This is a genomic window from Peribacillus sp. NPDC060253, assembly GCF_042727425.1.
Classification (GTDB): Bacteria; Bacillota; Bacilli; order Bacillales; family DSM-1321; genus Peribacillus.
In genome coordinates this window covers 1-16,774 of record NZ_JBHXAS010000101.1, presented here as the reverse complement: position 1 = coordinate 16,774, position 16,774 = coordinate 1, and the positions used below count along the sequence as shown (strand labels likewise).

Below are 16,774 nucleotides of genomic sequence, written 5' to 3'. Positions count from 1 at the left end.
GGAATATAATATGTAATAAATATTTCAAAGTCAAGGTTAATAAAGTGAAATTTTGTCATATCTTTATGAAAATCAAAAAAGGAGACTAGTGAATGATGTGAAATACTCTTTTTCCCTTTAAAATTTTGACTATAGCTTGGTTATGTGACTTTAATGCATAAAAGCCAATTAATCGCTCCAAGAAAATGGAGCGCCTAATTGGCTTTTATCTACGTGGCACTTCATTCCTAATTGCGTTCCCTTTGCCACTAACCGTGCAAAGTGTTACTCCTTCTAGGAAGGAGTGCACCTCTCAATCAAAAGCACCCTCTACAATTACTGTTCTGCAAAGAATGAACCCCCGTTTTTAGTTTATGGCAGGAAGTTCAGGAGCCACTGATTTCGTCAACCTTTGATGTGATTGTACCTATTAAAATAGATATGATGTTTCTACTGTAGTAATGTTCCATCTGGAGTTTAATCAAGAACCTAGAGTTCTTTTTCAATTGAAATTTTGTGACGGATTCTCATCATTCGATTCACTTTTTCGGAACCAAGAAGCATGGCAATCATGTAAGCTAATGCAAAGTACGGGAATATGCCTATTGACGTATGCGAAGCCAATACCCCGAGCAATGGCGGCAAAAAGGTAGTGCCCGTGTAAGCGACAGCCATTTGATAACCTATAATGGATTGTGAATGCTTTTTTCCAAATCGAATTGGCGTTTCATGAATCATGCATGGATAAATAGGGGCTAAGCCTAGTCCAGCCAATATGAAGCCTGCTAGTGACATGTCAACCGGTAATGGCAAAATAAAAAGCGCTATACCAATTATCGCTGTAATTTGTCCCGATCGAATCAGTTTCTCGTTGCTGACCTTAAAGGTAATGAACCCTGTAATAAGCCGACCTAGTGTAATTCCACCATAAAAAAAAGAAACCCACTGCGCGGCCACAGCTGCGGAAATACCCTTGCTACCAACAAGATAACTGCTTCCCCAAAGTCCCAGTGTTGATTCGACTCCGCAATAAAAGAAGAATGAAAGCAATGCAAATTTGACACCTTTAATTTTTAACGGTTTCACCCCATAAGCTCGCTCATCCGGCAAAGGCTCTATACGCCCTGCTTCAGCCTCCATTTGTTTTTTTCTTGAAACTTTGGACCATAAAGGAAGAGTCAATAAAAGCAAGCAGGCTAAGCCTAATTGGAGAAAAGCAATGGTAAAATAACCATCTCTCCATGAACCTTTATTTGCTATAAAGTAAGATATCATGATTGGCCCTATACTAGCTCCCACACCCCAAAAACAATGAAGCCAGCTCATATGATGAGATTTATAATGGAGCGCGACATAGTTATTCAATGCGGCATCGATAGCCCCAGCACCAAGCCCTAACGGCACCGCACATATGATAAGCCAATAGAGGGAGGGGGCATAGGAAAAGCCTAACAAGGCTGCAGCCGTAAGGATTACACTAATTAATGTGACTTTCCCGGTCCCCATACGGTCATTAAGCCACCCGCTAGCTAAGCTCGAGAGGATTGTACCTGCAGCGATGATCATATAAAGAAAACCGGCAGTCTCCAGTGGCTGCCCAAAATCCGACTGCATAACCGGCCATGCAACACCCAATAAAGAATCCGGTATTCCAAGGCTAATAAATGCCAAATAGATCATAATTAATAAGAGAGTAGCCAAGAATTTCCCCTCACTTTCTTTCTATAAACTTAGCATTTGCTCGAGCGCAAGATGCTGCAGCCCATGAAGATAATCTTCCCGCCATTCACTTAATGCAAAGTTAGGGAGATGCTTCATTGGTACGTATTTTGCGCTTTCTTTTTTTAGCCGATTAAGCATTTCCACACTGACTTCTGCCTTACTGAAAATAACCGCATGAGGGTTGATGATTGCTGTCATTGACGCGATTAATCGACTGAGAGACTCAATGCTCTCGCCCTTTTTTGATTCCTTTTCCTGTTTCACTGCCTGAAGAAAATTAAGATCATCATACAATGGAACGAAAGAAATCTCACCTGTAAAAAAGGAGCTTCCCCGAACAACATCACCATTAATCAGCAAACCGGCTCCCGGTCCATTATGTCCTAAGTAAATATAAACGATCGATTGTTTTTCTTGGAATTTTTCAGTCCGGTTATGATACCCAAGAATGGCCGCATTCATATCATTCTCCAATACTACTGGGATGGTGAATGTTTCTTCTAGGCAACTTTGTAAGTCTAGATTAAGAAACTTCTCATAACCAGGAATATAGATAATTCGCCCATTTTCAACGGAACCAGGTACACCGATTGCTATTGCGCAAATTTCCGGAAATTGTGCAAGAGTATCCCCAATCAATCTCTTTAAGGAGTCCAGATCGTCATGGATAATACTTTTATGCACTCCTTGTTCCTTAACTTCACCGAAACAATTAAATATCGTACAGGCTGTTTCTTCCTTTTCCAATAAAATAGACATTCCTAGCATATGCTCGGGGTTATATGCATAACGATGTGCTCGCCTGCCTCCACTGGATTTATCCAAACCGACAACAAGTACCTCCCCGCTCTTCTCCATTTGGACAATCATTTTGCTGACAGTGGGAAAACTGATGTCTAACTTCTGGCTAAGTTCAACCTTAGTAGCACTCCCCAGCTTTATTAGAGTTAATCGAATTCCGTGAAGTATCCGTATCCTCAAGTTTTTAGGGGTATACAATTGCTCATCCATGTAGATCACCCACTTAATTAAATTGTTTAATAAGTATATGTATGTACTCTAATTCCTTGCATGTTTCATCAATCTAACAGAGACGATTAACCGCATTGTCTAAACCCACCTTTTATCATTTTTTCTTATATTGTTGTCATATTCCACATCCCACACTTATTATCTTAACTTATTAAATTGGTTTAATAAGTAAAACCACCATATCAACATGGGTTTTCGTTGTCAAAATTTTTCTCCTTCACATTATTGATGATGATTTCGACTTGACTGCCCTTAATGAAGGGGTTGAAAGTAGTTCCTGAAGTTACTATTTATATAGGTTCCAAAGAAAATACATTTTTGGCGATTTATTATTTGTCCATAACATTTACAGAGCTTATCGAATTTGACCTAACCTACCTCAAATTTTCCCTCATGTGTTACCAGGGATCTTCTGGATACTGATAGTACCACCCAATATAATTTACTTTCAACCGAGAGGAAAAAAACGCGAATGTTTTAGTTAGATCTCTTTAAATCTATTTAATTGTTTCCGATATATACAACAAGCTGGATAACTTATCACTTCGAGAAGGAGTAACAAAGATGAATAGACTAAGTACGAAAATAGGTTTCGTTCTTTTAACAGGCATGATCGTTACATTGATTGGAAGTTTACTTTTAATGTATAAGAGTACAAATGATACGGTTGAGAAAACAATAGCTATGAGCAGCTTAGACTTAGCAAACAACATCGCTCAAGGAATAAACCCAACATCTTATGCCGAGTTTTTAAGTAATCAATCTGAAACAACAACATATTGGGAAATACGTGAACAGTTAAACGATTATAAACAAAAAACTGGAGCGTTATATGTATATACATTAGGGATTAACGATAAAAGCGAAAAGGTTCATATTCTTATAGATGGAATGAGTAAGGCAGATAAAAAAGCATCTCCCATTTTAACTCCTACAACAGCAACTACTTATCTGGATGTAAAAAGCGTTATGAAGGGAAAGGTTTCTACCACTTCCATAGTTCATGATCCTGAAGGTGGTGACTATTTATCCGTTTTTGTTCCAATAAAAAAGGGGAATGAGGTCATTGGAATATTAGGTGTAGATATTGATGCAAGCAAAGTGGATTCTACAGCCAGCAAGGTTCTGAGCGGCATCCTTCCTCTAACAATCATTATCAATGTAATCTTAATGGCAATCGTGGTGGGCGCTTTAATATGGTTCTTGACTAGAAAGTTAAGACCCCTTCACAAAGTCAGCATGGCTGCAAAGGAAGTCGCAAATGGGGATTTAATAACAGCCAATATACTGATTAGCAATACAAGGGTAAATGGAAACGACGAAATCAAAGTTTTAGTGAAATCATTCGAAGAAATGATTACCAATACAATTATGATGGTTAACTCCATGAAAAGCTCATCACTACAGCTTTTGGAAGCATCAAGTGATATCGAACACAAAATCAAAGAAATGGACACTTCCACACAATATATCGTTAAAGGCATTCAACAAGTTGCAGGAGCTACAGAAGTACAATTGCACAGAAGTGAAGAATCATCTAGAGTCATAGAGGAAATGACCCTAGGGATACAAAAAATCGCCGAAGCTTCGTCGGAAGTCAGCGAACAAACAAATCATGTTTCTATTCAAATGTCCACTGGAAATAAAGATTTAAATGAACTCTCCAATCAAATCTTACAAGTAAAAGATGTGATGCTGCAAACTAGTTCAGAAATAAAAAAACTAGACGAGAAAGCAAACGAGATCGTGAGTATCGTACATTTAATTACAGGAATAGCAGAGCAAACAAACCTGCTAGCACTAAATGCGGCCATTGAAAGTGCTAGAGCTGGTGAACACGGCAAAGGTTTTGCGGTCGTATCGAATGAGGTACGAAAATTAGCAGTGGGTACTAAGGAATCAGCTATCAATATACAAGAATCCCTGCTTCATTTTAAATCCATCATAAATAAATCAGTGACAATGATGGAAACCGGAACGAAAGAGGTTGAAGAAGGGACAAAGGTTGTCCTGAATACTAGAGAAACTTTTAAACAGACCATAAAATCTTATGAGCATGTTAGTGATCAGATTCAAGAAATATCTGCCATTACTGAGCAAATGGCTGCAGGTTCGCAGGAAATCCATGCTTCGATAGAGGATTTTGCTGGTTTAACAAAGGAAACAGCTGAGGTATCAAAGCAAGTGGCACGTTCAACCGATCAACAAGCAACATCCATGGAGGACATCTCATTCTCAACCTCATCGATGGTAAAGCTCGCTAATGACCTAGAAAAATCTGTTGTACAGTTTAAAGCGTAAAACCTTAATCCACTACTCTTCTACAACACCCAAAAAGGGATTTTGCTAGTCTAGCAGAATCCCTTTTCTATCTTCTCAAGGGTTACGGGAAGACAGTACCCATCTTTACCGCACTCACCTGCAAGAATAGGTTTAAAGTTTCCTTACTGAATCGGGAAACAAAATGACGATACAATGGTCTGCAACTTGATTGTTGAAAGCTGTCCGTTCTCAACAATAGCGACCTATGATAAACTTGGATTTTACGTTTTATTTGGAGAAAATCCAAATAAAGTAAGGCCGTATATGTTTGTTTGGTATTTTCATTTGGCGGGTTAATAATTAAAATCATTAACCAATCAAAAATATTAATTCAAACACTATTGAGTATTCCATTTAACTCCACACCCTAATGTTATTCGATTATCCATCCTCTGGAAACGAAAAAACTACCTTGTGGTTGCTAGGTAGCTTTTACATTCTACTTATTTAAATTATTTTTGGAAATTGAGAAAACTAGGTTAATTACTCTCCATGATTATATCCTTATTCATACTTTCTTCATTAGATGTATTTCTTTTTGCAGGTTTAACCGTTTTTATAATCGCAATAGACGCAATTGACAAAATACCCATAATTAAAAACCCTGTTGATATTGAAAACGTTTCAATGATAATTCCAATAAGTACTGGTCCCAAAAACATTCCAGCAGAATATAAACTTTGGAACAAGCCCATTCTCGTGGATTGTTTAATCTCTGGTATATTTTCAACAGCCCAGGAAGTGACGACCGTAAAGATTAACCCGTAACCGAAACCTTGAAATGCCTGTAATAGAAAAAGCATCGTTAAATTTTCAGCATAAGGAATCAATATGATTATGACCCCTTGTATAGCCGCTCCCAAAATCGCCGTATTCATTAAACCGATTTTTTTATAAAAAAGGGCACCACATAATCCAGCGGCTAAACCATATATAATCAGGTGAGTGTTTGCCAGCATGCCAATCAATAGTGGATTTGCTCCAAGGTCAGTTGCAACTAAAGGTGTGAACGTATCCCTTGTCCCAATGGTGACCATCAAAGCAATCGTTGCCAGAACAGAAATGACCCAGATTTTTTTATCTGTGATTTGCTCGACAAGAATTTTCTTATCGTATTTTACTTTTACCCCTTTAATACTTAGATCTTTTGTGAAAAATGTTAAAACCAGCGCAAGTATGGCGGCGGCCACCGCTACTAAAAAGCTATACCGATAACCATAACTATTGGCCACTACTGCACCGATGGTTGTCCCTAGTATGGAGCCTACAGGCGATGCAACACCCAATATCGCCACCGCTTTTGCAGCTTCCTTCACACCAAAATAAGAGGCGAACATAACATTGTAAATAACCCAGGTGGAACCAGTTAAACCGTCCGAAATTTTCCCAAGGTACAATGTTGTTGCATTTGGTATGAAAAAGGCTAGCGTCCACATTACAATGGTTATCAGCAACCCCATTTGGATAAACAATCTTCGTTTATGCAGCATATCCGAAAATACGCCTATCGGAAGTCGTGTCAATAAGGCCACAATTCCTGAAATTCCGATTATACTGCCTATAATAACAGAATCGAACCCCAGATCTTTAGCATAAGAGGAGATAAATGGATCAAATGCCGTAATGGTGACAAAGAACAACAAGCTAATGATAAAGAATAAGATGGTTTCTTTTCGATTATTAAATTTATTAGTTTTGTTCATATATTCCACCCTTTCATTCCCCTTCCTTTCGTGTCCTCTAGTACAGAAAGGCGATGCTATTAATATTTACACATATTGTCATATATTTTCCAGGGTTAAAATCTATCTGCAGATACAGCCCATCCACCTGATACCAATTTCAGGCAGGATGGGATTATCCGTTTCTTCCTAGCAGCTGCACCAGATTGCCTGTCCTTAATTGAATGCGTTTTCAGCAATTCCTATCATTTAGAGCACACTCATGTCATCCTGACAGTTGCCGATAATTTATGGCCTTCCAGGCCTTCAATTTCTGATTGATCTTCCGCATGGGATGCCAGGAAATGAATGCCTTGACCTGTGATTTCCTGATGTGTCATAACTTTCACATAACTTCCTGCCCAAAGTCCCCCGGTATATCTTGCTGCCTTTTGTGTCGGCAATGTATGGTTCGTTCCAGAGACTTTGTCAGAGAAGACGACGGAGCTGCCTTCATCAAGGAATAATGATCCATAGTTATTTAGTTTATCCATCAATTCACGGCTATTTTTGATATGCAAATGTAGATGCTCAATGGCATAATCATTGCAAATATCCAGTCCTTCTTGTAATGAATCGGCATGGATGATTTCCCCTCTTTTTCCCCATGATTCGTGTGCAGGGGAAGATGGTGAGAAAGTTTTCAAAAAGCCTTCGATTTCTTTTTCAGTTTCTTCCGCAACCGCTCGGGACGTTGTGACAAGAATGGCCCGTGCGTACGGATCGTGTTCAGCCTGGGCAAGTAAATCGGCCGCTATTTTCGTAGGTGACGCCGAATCATCAGCAAAAACCATCACTTCACTAGGCCCAGCAATGAGATCTATGCCCACTTTGCCGAACACTTGACGTTTTGCTTCTGCTACAAACCGGTTTCCTGGTCCAGCGATGATATCCACTTCTGGGATGGATTCGGTTCCATATGCCATGGCGGCAATTGCCTGCGCCCCGCCAATTGCAAAAATGTCTGTAGCACCGGAGCGGAGCAAGCCATATAAAACTGCCGGATGGATGCCGCCTTCATAATTGGCCGGGCTTGCTGCAACGATTCTTTTTGCTCCTGCTACCTTTGCTGGGGCAACGACCATGGGTCCTGATGATAATAACGGGAATCTCCCACCTGGAACATAAGCCCCCACCTTTTCGATCGGTACGATTCTATGACCCATCCTAATCCCCTCGCCAAAATCCTTTTCGAATGGAGTCAGGCAGCTCAACTGTGCTTTAGCAAATTCGGATACTCTTTCCACGACTCGGTCAATCAGCACTTTTACCTCTTCAGGAAGAGTCCTGATACAACGCTCGATTTCCTCTTCACTAACCCGGACCGGACGATCGGAATCACCGAATTTTTTCTCATATTCCCGTACGGCATCATCCCCGCCTGCTTTTACATTTTCAATAATCGACTTCACGGTTTGTTCTACTTCTTGTGAAGAGGTCTGTTCAAATACATCCGCTTTCTTCATATATTCCATCCTATTTTCCCCCTAATCATTTTTTAGTGAAGAGACGGCTGCAGCACAGCCGTCAACTGGTCAATCATGATACGCCGGTAAAATTCCCATCATCCATTGTGGATTCACCATCTTGTTGTGATTCGAATTCATCAGGTAAATAAATTTGACGCAACACTTCCATCCCATCAAACAATAACCATTCCTCCGAAATTTTTTCATTACGGATTTTATAGTGGCTGATTCCAGCAATATCAATGGCTTTTCCGCTAGGGGCTCCGAAGTATCCTGTTCCTTCGTGCACTCCTTGTATCCTCCAGCGTACCGCTACATCCCAATCACTGTCAGATCCGCGTCTATTACAAGTTACCCTTTCAAGAATCACTTTCCCATTCGGTACGGAGGCAAAAAGGCTCATGAACATTCCTTGAATTTCACTTACGCCGATTACATCCTTGTTACAGACATAATGTACGACCGCATTTTCTTCATAATATTCTCGGACAAAATTAAATGAGCGCCGAGCCCAAATTCGATTGAATACAAGCTGCATGAACTCCCCTATCTCGAACTCATCAGAAGATGGGGTGAATAGTTTTGGAGGTAGCCCCATTTCAGCTGTCTCTTTAAATCCAAACTGGATAGCCGGAGCAAGCTTTTGCGTACTTTTAGCCATTTTTTTAGCAAACTCGACCGGATCCAATCCAAGTTGCTGAACAAGATGATAGGTATCCATCACAAGCCATTCTTCGTAAATCTTATTATTTAAAATCATACAATCAGCGCTTGTTCTGAACATCACTTTCTTTCCAGTGGCAGGACCGTATAAACTATCGCCTAGGTTCGTTGCGACAGAACGTCCTCGATGTGAAGTGAAAAATCCTGCTTCATCATCACCTGACCAGATTACACTCCATCCCAGTCCTTTCCGATCCGGAAAAGCATGCAATGTTTGCAGCGTACCTGAAATGACTTCGTTAATTCCATGACTATTTATCAACCCTTTATGAACTGAAATACTGGTGCTATACGTATCGTAAATAAGTCCGATGTCTTTCTCCTTCCAGATTTGACGTGTGATTTTTACAATATAATCAACGATGTTATTGTATTCTGGGTTAAAACCGTTCATCCTCTGTTTCTTTTGTTTCGTTTCTTCTATATTCATATAGTCATAATCATCTTTTGTATCTAGCATATTAACGTCATCAGCGTCAGCATAGAAGATGAAGTTTGCTGATTTCTTGACAGTCTGATTTACTTTTTTTGAATCTACTTTGTTTCCACTTGAAGTAACATCGATTGAATCCAGCTTTTTTTCTACCATTATACCCATCCCTTTTTCGTACAGAATTTTTTTTTTGATTATAAACTCTCTATTTAAAAGCCGCTTATTTCAAAGTTGACCCTTAAAATAATAGATTTGGCCTTTAGTAAGAATTCCCCTGTGGTTCTGCAATATACCATTCTATTGGACATCTTTAGAAAATCATTGAAATGATTGAGCCGCATTTCTTGATGAGACTACGTCACTTAATGCAGAAGTAAGCACATTATTTAATATGACCCCAACATATTTGGCGCCTTTGTCAAATGCGCTATTGGTGGAATCGCTATTTCCAGCAACGGTACCGATTGGCATACCCAGCTTTTCCCCTTTATTAAACAGGTCATTTATGACCTTTTGCACTTCAGGATGACCTGCCCCTTCAAGTTGATGTCCCATGTTCACGGAGAGGTCTGTGGAACCGATGAATGCTAAATCAATTCCAGGAACAGTTGCAATGGCCTCAAAATTGTTAGCTGCCTCAGGAGTTTCAATATGCACAATTATCATAACATTTTCATTACTCTCATCTAAATATGGTTTTCCACTATTTTTTCCGTAATGGGCAGGTCTAGTAGAATATGACACCCCTCTATTTCCATATGGAGGGAATTTAGCCCGATTCACTACGTCAAGAGCCTCTTCTTTCGTATTGATCATTGGTACTTGTACACCACTTGCTCCTCGGTCTAAAGCCTTTTGAATACTAGAAGGGTCATATGAAACTCGAACAATTGGGACAAGCCCAACAGAATCTGCCGTGCGGATCATATTTTCGAGCTCTGAAGTACTGAACGCACCATGCTCATCATCAATCACGACAAAATCAAAGCCAGCATAACCGAGCATTTCTACTAAAGGTGGTGCATTTATTCCTAAAAATACACCAAGAACTTGTTCCCCACGCTTTATTTTTTCCTTTATGGCATTCTTCTTCATCGTCTTTCCTCTCTTTCTCCTTAAAGACTATATCTCATTCAATCCGATCATGAACGTTACTGGAAATATCGATCACCCAATGGGCTAAACATTAAGATTTCAACCAATTTCTCAATAAACGGCTTACTTTTACAGGCTGTTCTAACGTAATCAAATGCCCTGAATGATCTACGACTTCAAGTCTCGCTGAAGGAATGTTTTTTGTTAAAAACTCAGACATATGAACAGGACATACCTTGTCTTCCTTTCCTACCAAAACTATAGTCGGACAGGAAATGGTTTGAAGGATGGGACGTTGATCTGAACGTGTCATCACTGCTTTTAACTGATTGATATACCCTTCGTTTCCAATTTTTTTAGCCATATCGATGATCGTTGAAGCTAATGTTTCATCGTTTCGACGATCGGGATGAATTAAAACAGGTAGAAGATGCTGGATTGTGATATCCAGAAAATGACCGTTATTTGCCATATCAATGAACCTCTCCCAGCCTGCGATTTGTTCCAGGCTAGGAGGATTGGGATTTGTATCAAGCAATGCTAATTTCATGACCCGATCTGGAGCAAGACGCATGATCTCAAGAGAAATGATGCCACCCAGTGATAAGCCTGCCAGTGCAAACTTATCAGGTGCGTTTTCCAATACCGATTTCGCGATTCCTTCTATAGTATCTGCCCTCGACACATCACAGACTTTCACTTCAGCATGATCTGATAGATTCACCTTTTCCCATAGACGTTCATCACAAAGCGTACCCGGAAGCAAAATAAGCGGTACTTTATCCATTCTTATTTTTCACCCATTTTTAGTTTATCGGCGATCTCCTTTTCAAGATTTACAAAGTTACCCGGTTTAATCATTTTTCCTAATTCATTGGCATGGAATCCATATTTAGCTGCCTCTTTTATCACTTTTGGCGACCAGTAAGGGTCTTTTCCATCAAATACTTGATGTTGTTCAAGGACGGCAAAGATCCAAGCATCCTCATCACTGATGTTTTCAAAGCCTCTCCATAAACCTGGTGGTAATGAAATTAAGTCCCATTGATCAATAATGGTTTCGCCATCAATTTCATCTGGGCCCTTTCCCCAGTAGAAACGCCATTTTCCTGATAGAGGAAGGAAGGATTCAATGTAATCATGCGTATGGTATGCAGGACCGTTTCCTTTCTGGGCTTTCACCATTCCAATTTGAAAACCATGCGGCTCCGTAATTTCAGGTGTAAAATTATCATTTTCGCTTGCTGTATCACCTATTAAAGTATAGTTGATGCGTTGATGCCCAGGAATGATACTATCAATGAACATTAACGGGATTCCTTTTGCTTTCATTTCATCAAAACGAACGATCCAATTATTTTCCATTTCCTCATTCGTTACCGCTTTTTTTACTTTTGGCTCTTGTACTGTCATTTTAATTTCCCCTTCCATGTTTGGTATGTGTTTTACATTCATTTATTTATGCTTCTTCTATTTAGAGGGTAAAGACGGCTAGCTTTAATTCTGTCATTTCCTCAACTGAATATTTAACTCCTTCTCTGCCAGTCCCGCTGTTTTTCACTCCGCCATATGGCATTTGGTCAACCCTGAAGGATGGGATATCATTGACTATGACACCGCCTACTTCAAGCCGTTCAACGGCGTCAAAAGCTTTTGGCATGGAAGTCGTATAGACCCCTGCTTGAAGGCCGTATAAAGAATCATTCACAAGATCTATGGCTTCATCCCATGTTTTATAGGAATTAACTGAAACGATAGGGGCAAATGCTTCTTGGCAGCTCAATGCCTGTGTTGATTCTGCATTTTTGATGATGGTTGGATGAAGAACTGCTCCTGTACGAGCCCCGCCGTAAGCGATTTCAGTTCCGGCCCCTCTAGCTGCTTTAATCCATTCTTCCACACGTTTTGCTTCTTTTATATGGATCAATGCGGATAGGTCTGTATCTTCAGATTCTGGATCCCCAATTTTAAGTTGCTTCGTCTTTTCTACGAACTTTTGTACGAATTCATCAAATAAATCTTCTTGGACAAAAATTCGTTGGATAGAGATACAAACCTGACCTGAATAAGCAAAGGAACCTTCCACACAACGGAGTGCAACGGCTTCCAGGTCATTAGCACTGTCAATGATGACAGCCGAATTTGAACCAAGCTCCAATGTCACCTTTTTCAAACCTGCTTTTTCTTTAATCCCTAAACCGACTTCAACACTCCCTGTAAACGTAACCATTTTAATCCTGGAATCAGTGATTAAAACATCCCCTACGACACTACCTTTACCAGTGATAATATTTAGAGCGCCTTTAGGTAAGCCTGCCTCTTCGAAAATTTCTGCGGCAGTGATCGCACTAAGCGGTGTTTGAGAAGCAGGTTTTAAAATGACTGCATTACCTGCAGCAAATGCAGGGCCTAGCTTATGCGCAGCTAGATTAAACGGAAAATTAAATGGTGTGATTGCAGCAATAACGCCAAGCGGTTCACGCTTCGTATAAGCAAAACGACCTTTCCCATTTTTAGCGGCATCCATCGGAATCGTTTCACCATGAATTCGTTTTGCTTCCTCTGCTGCAAACTTATACGTTTCAATCGTGCGTAATATTTCCCCTCTTGCCGCCTTTAAGGGCTTAGCATTCTCCCGTGCAAGGATTAACGCGCATTCCTCAAGTCTTTCCTGAAATATCCCTGCTGCACGTTCTAAAATATTAGATCGCTCTAGCGCAGTTAACTTCTTCATTTCTTTTGCACCTTGTTCAGCACATTCTATAGCTTTTAAAACCGTTTCCTTTTCTGCCAATGGCACTTGCGCAATCACTTTTCCGGAATAGGGAGATAGTAGATTGTAATGATCATTCCCATCCTCCCACTCGCCACCTATGAACAACTTCTTTTTATGAGAACTTGTTGTAATCAAATTAATTTCCCCCCCTTCCTTTAAAGGCGCTTTGATAGATTCCTAGAATCTTTTGTTCACTTAACTTATAGGGAGTGTTCGACAGCAAGCGATCAATTTTTACAGCTTGTTCCGCTAGCATCGGTAATGATTCCTCTTCAATCCCAAGTTCTGATAGCGATATAGGTAAATCAAGATCGCCTAGAAGCTGATACATATAATCAACAACGGCTTTTAATGCTTCGTGTGGTTGTGACTTGAAATCACCAAGCTGTAAAAAGGACGCTACATCAATCATTTCTTCGGTACATGTTTTTCCAATTACTTCGAAAACAAATGGCATTAATAGGGCATTAGAGACTCCATGTTCAATATGGAATTTACCGCCTAGTGGATATGCAAGTGCATGAACCGCTCCAACTCCAGCATTTGCAAGGGCGACACCCGCTAATGAGCTTACCCAGCTCATTCCGATTCGTGCTTCTAAATCACCTCCGTTATGGACTGCCCTTGTAATGTTAGAAGTAAATAGTTTCATTGCTTTTTCTGAGTAAACCTTAGTAAGTGGCGTTGCCTTGATGGCAATATAAGATTCAATAGCATGTGTAAAGGCGTCCACCCCTGATGCAGCTGTTACCCGTGGCGGGCAGGAAATGGTCAACTCTGGATCAATGATTGCTACATCTGGCAGAAAGGCTGGGCTTACAAGCCCTCTTTTTACTTGTTGTTCTTCATCCCCAAAGATAGCATTCATCGTAACTTCAGAACCGGTTCCAGATGTTGTCGGTAAAAGGATACATTTTACCGTCCGGGTTTCAATCGTTTTCGCACCACTTAAATACGGGTGCAGATCATCTTTACCACATAAAGCAGCCGTTGCTTTTGCTACATCCAGCGCACTTCCCCCACCGATTCCGATGATTAAATCACATTTCTCAACTTCAAGTGTTTGAACAGCTTCTTGCAATAGTTGAAATGTAGGCTCTCCCGCAATATTTGTATATGTGACTGTTGGTACAGAAAGTGGTTCAATAAGATCAATCACTTTTTGAACAACACCAACTTGTTCTAGTCCTTTGTCACTTACAACGGCAACCTTTTTTGCTTTTAGAGTTTCTATTTCATTCACTAAAGTTTCAAAGGTACCAACACCTACTCGGAAAACGGTTGGCATTCTAAAATCATGGTTCATATAATTTATCTTTTGATCAACTGACACATTATTCACCCTCCTTTGAATACGTATTCAAAAAAATCACCAGACAGTCCAACCTCCATCTACTACTAATGTTTGACCTGTCATCATATCGGAACATGGTGATGCTAGATATAACACACCGCCAAATAAGTCCTCCGTTTTAGCAAGTCTGCCGAGTGGAATTCTACTTAATATTTCATGTTTAAAGGTTTCATCTTCAAACATCGGCTTGGTCATCGGTGTCTCAATAAAGGTTGGAGCTATGGCATTGACATTGATTTGATGCGGCGCCCACTCAATTGCAAGCGCCTTCGTAAGCTGTGTAAGTCCGCCTTTGCTGGAGGAGTATGCAGCCCGTTTGTAATAACCAACAAATGCCATCTGCGAAGACATATTTATGATTTTTCCTTTTTTCTGGTTGATCATATACGTTCCTGCAGCTTGGCTCGTAAAAAAGGCACTTTTCAAATTAATGTCCAGTACTTTATCCCAATCTTGGGAGGTCAACTCTTCGGCTGGTTTTGCCACGTTGACTCCGGCGTTATTTATTAAAATATCAATCTTGCCGAAATGTTTGTATATTCCTTCCATTACGTTAGCTGTTTCTTCTACCTTTGTTAAATCAAAAGAAACGGGTAATACATTTACACCTGTTTGTCCAATTTCATGTGCAGCTTCTTCGAGTTGCTCCTTATTACGTGCGACCAAGGCAATATTAGCCCCAGCTTGTGCAAGTAATTTGGCCAAATCTTTACCAATGCCTTTGCTTGCACCTGTAATGATTGCCACTTTGCCGCTTAAATTAAATAATTGATTTACTTCCAACCCATCACCCATCTTTACCTCTTTGAGGAGATTTTTTGAATACCGGATTAAGCATTCGATTTTGAATACGTATTCAAAATCGAATATCAGGTATCTTTACCCGCTTACAAATAAAAATATAAACAATTATCTGACTTTTGTAAATAGTAAAATTAATTTTTTGAATATAAAATGTCTATTTGTAATCATAGAAAAATGACCGATTTCTTTTTTAGGAATGTAAAGGAAAGTATAAGGTCCAATCCAAAACCGGTCTTATTACCCTTAAGTTCGTATTGGAGCTGGTCCTGTTGTTTTACGAACAATTAGTTCAGGCTTAAGGAAAACTTGAATGGATGAAGATGAGGCATCCTTATTTTCTATTAGATAAATTAGTTTTTCTATAGCAGTTAGCGACATTTCTTCCATTTGTTGGGATATAGTCGTTAATCCAATAAATTCATTGGCAGCCATCCTAATATTATCAAACCCAACAACAGACAAATCATCGGGGACTTTCAGGTTTAGGCTTGATGCTGCATCCAAAACTGCGAGTGCCATTTGATCTGATGCAGCAAGAATTGCAGTGGGTCTGTCATTTTTTTTCAGTAATTTTTTTGTAAATGAATAAATCCGGTCATAGGAAAATTCACTATTGAATATTAAATCCTCATCAATTTCATATCCGTTCTCCGTCAGCTCTTGTTTATAACCTATGGTACGCTCATAAGTCGCTAAGTACTTGGAAGGACCAGATATTTTCGCTATTTTTTTATGTCCTAATTTTAATAAGTGTTGAACAGCAAGCCTTGCCCCTTTATTATTATCCATTACGATAAAGTTAACATCTTTGATGTCCAGGAAACTATTATATAATAATACTGGAAATCCGTTATCATGTAGTTTTTTGATTTTTTCAGTATAGTTTTTACTAACACTTGTTAAGATGATTCCCTCCACGCGTTTACCTATCAATAAATTTATGGCCTGCTCCAAGTTTTCATCTTTATGTCCAGTATTGTATATGATTACATCATATTTTAATTCCTGGGCCCTTTCTATGATGGCTTCCGCAGTTTCGGCAAAGAATGGATTTGAAATGCTCCCTATTATTAAACCTATTGACTTGGTTCTTTTTTCAACAAGACTTCTGGCAATTTCGTCCCTTGTGAATCCCAACTCATTTATGACAGCAAGAACCTTATCACGCGTACTTTTCTTCATATATGGATAATCATTTAAAACCCTAGAGACTGTAGACTGTGAAACACCGGCTATTTTTGCTACATCTTCTGTTGTTATTCTTTTCATACTTCATTATTCCTTTCTCTATATAGAAATTGTTATCCTAAAAAACTAAATTAACTTTTTTATATAATTTATACC

The 16,774-nt window shown here is 39.5% G+C and carries 13 protein-coding genes; 1 reads left to right on the top strand and 12 read right to left on the bottom strand.

The window, feature by feature from the left end:
- Window positions 1-468: 468 nt before the first annotated feature.
- A complete protein-coding gene (locus tag ACFWE9_RS20695; RefSeq protein ID WP_377358528.1) occupies window positions 469-1,680 on the bottom strand; it encodes an MFS transporter in 1,212 nt (403 codons plus the stop codon).
- A gap of 21 nt (window positions 1,681-1,701) precedes the next feature.
- Window positions 1,702-2,712 (bottom strand): ROK family protein, encoded by a 1,011-nt coding sequence (locus ACFWE9_RS20690; protein ID WP_377358527.1) that lies wholly within the window; start codon window positions 2,710-2,712, stop codon window positions 1,702-1,704.
- Between the two features lie 585 nt (window positions 2,713-3,297).
- On the opposite strand from ACFWE9_RS20690, the gene ACFWE9_RS20685 reads away from it, so the two are divergent.
- Window positions 3,298-5,034: a methyl-accepting chemotaxis protein gene (locus ACFWE9_RS20685; RefSeq protein WP_377358525.1), complete on the top strand. Its 1,737-nt coding sequence runs from the start codon at window positions 3,298-3,300 to the stop codon at window positions 5,032-5,034.
- 500 nt (window positions 5,035-5,534) lie between these two features.
- Here the strand turns inward: ACFWE9_RS20685 and ACFWE9_RS20680 are convergent, their stop codons facing one another.
- The 10 genes from ACFWE9_RS20680 to ACFWE9_RS20635 form a co-directional block, all read right to left on the bottom strand.
- Window positions 5,535-6,758, bottom strand: coding sequence for an MFS transporter (locus ACFWE9_RS20680; protein WP_377358523.1), 1,224 nt, complete (start codon window positions 6,756-6,758; stop codon window positions 5,535-5,537).
- 239 nt (window positions 6,759-6,997) lie between these two features.
- The gene (hisD, locus tag ACFWE9_RS20675) at window positions 6,998-8,251 is read right to left on the bottom strand and encodes a histidinol dehydrogenase (protein ID WP_377358521.1); all 1,254 of its coding nucleotides are present in this window, start codon (window positions 8,249-8,251) and stop codon (window positions 6,998-7,000) included.
- A 64-nt stretch (window positions 8,252-8,315) separates the two neighbouring features.
- Window positions 8,316-9,557: an ester cyclase gene (locus ACFWE9_RS20670; RefSeq protein ID WP_377358519.1), complete on the bottom strand. Its 1,242-nt coding sequence runs from the start codon at window positions 9,555-9,557 to the stop codon at window positions 8,316-8,318.
- A 162-nt stretch (window positions 9,558-9,719) separates the two neighbouring features.
- Entirely contained in the window at window positions 9,720-10,496 is a 777-nt protein-coding gene (locus tag ACFWE9_RS20665; protein ID WP_377358518.1) for an HpcH/HpaI aldolase family protein, read from the bottom strand.
- A gap of 91 nt (window positions 10,497-10,587) precedes the next feature.
- Window positions 10,588-11,283 (bottom strand): alpha/beta fold hydrolase, encoded by a 696-nt coding sequence (locus ACFWE9_RS20660; protein ID WP_377358516.1) that lies wholly within the window; start codon window positions 11,281-11,283, stop codon window positions 10,588-10,590.
- A gap of 2 nt (window positions 11,284-11,285) precedes the next feature.
- Window positions 11,286-11,909, bottom strand: a complete 624-nt coding sequence (locus ACFWE9_RS20655) for a cupin domain-containing protein (RefSeq protein WP_377358514.1) — start codon at window positions 11,907-11,909, stop codon at window positions 11,286-11,288.
- 61 nt (window positions 11,910-11,970) lie between these two features.
- A complete protein-coding gene (locus ACFWE9_RS20650) occupies window positions 11,971-13,404 on the bottom strand; it encodes an aldehyde dehydrogenase family protein (RefSeq protein WP_377358530.1) in 1,434 nt (477 codons plus the stop codon).
- Window positions 13,405-13,408: 4 nt separating this feature from the next.
- A complete protein-coding gene (locus ACFWE9_RS20645; protein ID WP_377358512.1) occupies window positions 13,409-14,605 on the bottom strand; it encodes an iron-containing alcohol dehydrogenase in 1,197 nt (398 codons plus the stop codon).
- Window positions 14,606-14,641: 36 nt separating this feature from the next.
- Window positions 14,642-15,421 carry an SDR family NAD(P)-dependent oxidoreductase gene (locus ACFWE9_RS20640; protein WP_377358510.1) on the bottom strand — a complete coding sequence of 260 codons (780 nt, stop codon included), beginning with the start codon at window positions 15,419-15,421 and terminating at the stop codon, window positions 14,642-14,644.
- 252 nt (window positions 15,422-15,673) lie between these two features.
- Window positions 15,674-16,699, bottom strand: coding sequence for a LacI family DNA-binding transcriptional regulator (locus tag ACFWE9_RS20635; protein ID WP_377358508.1), 1,026 nt, complete (start codon window positions 16,697-16,699; stop codon window positions 15,674-15,676).
- Window positions 16,700-16,774: the final 75 nt, after the last annotated feature.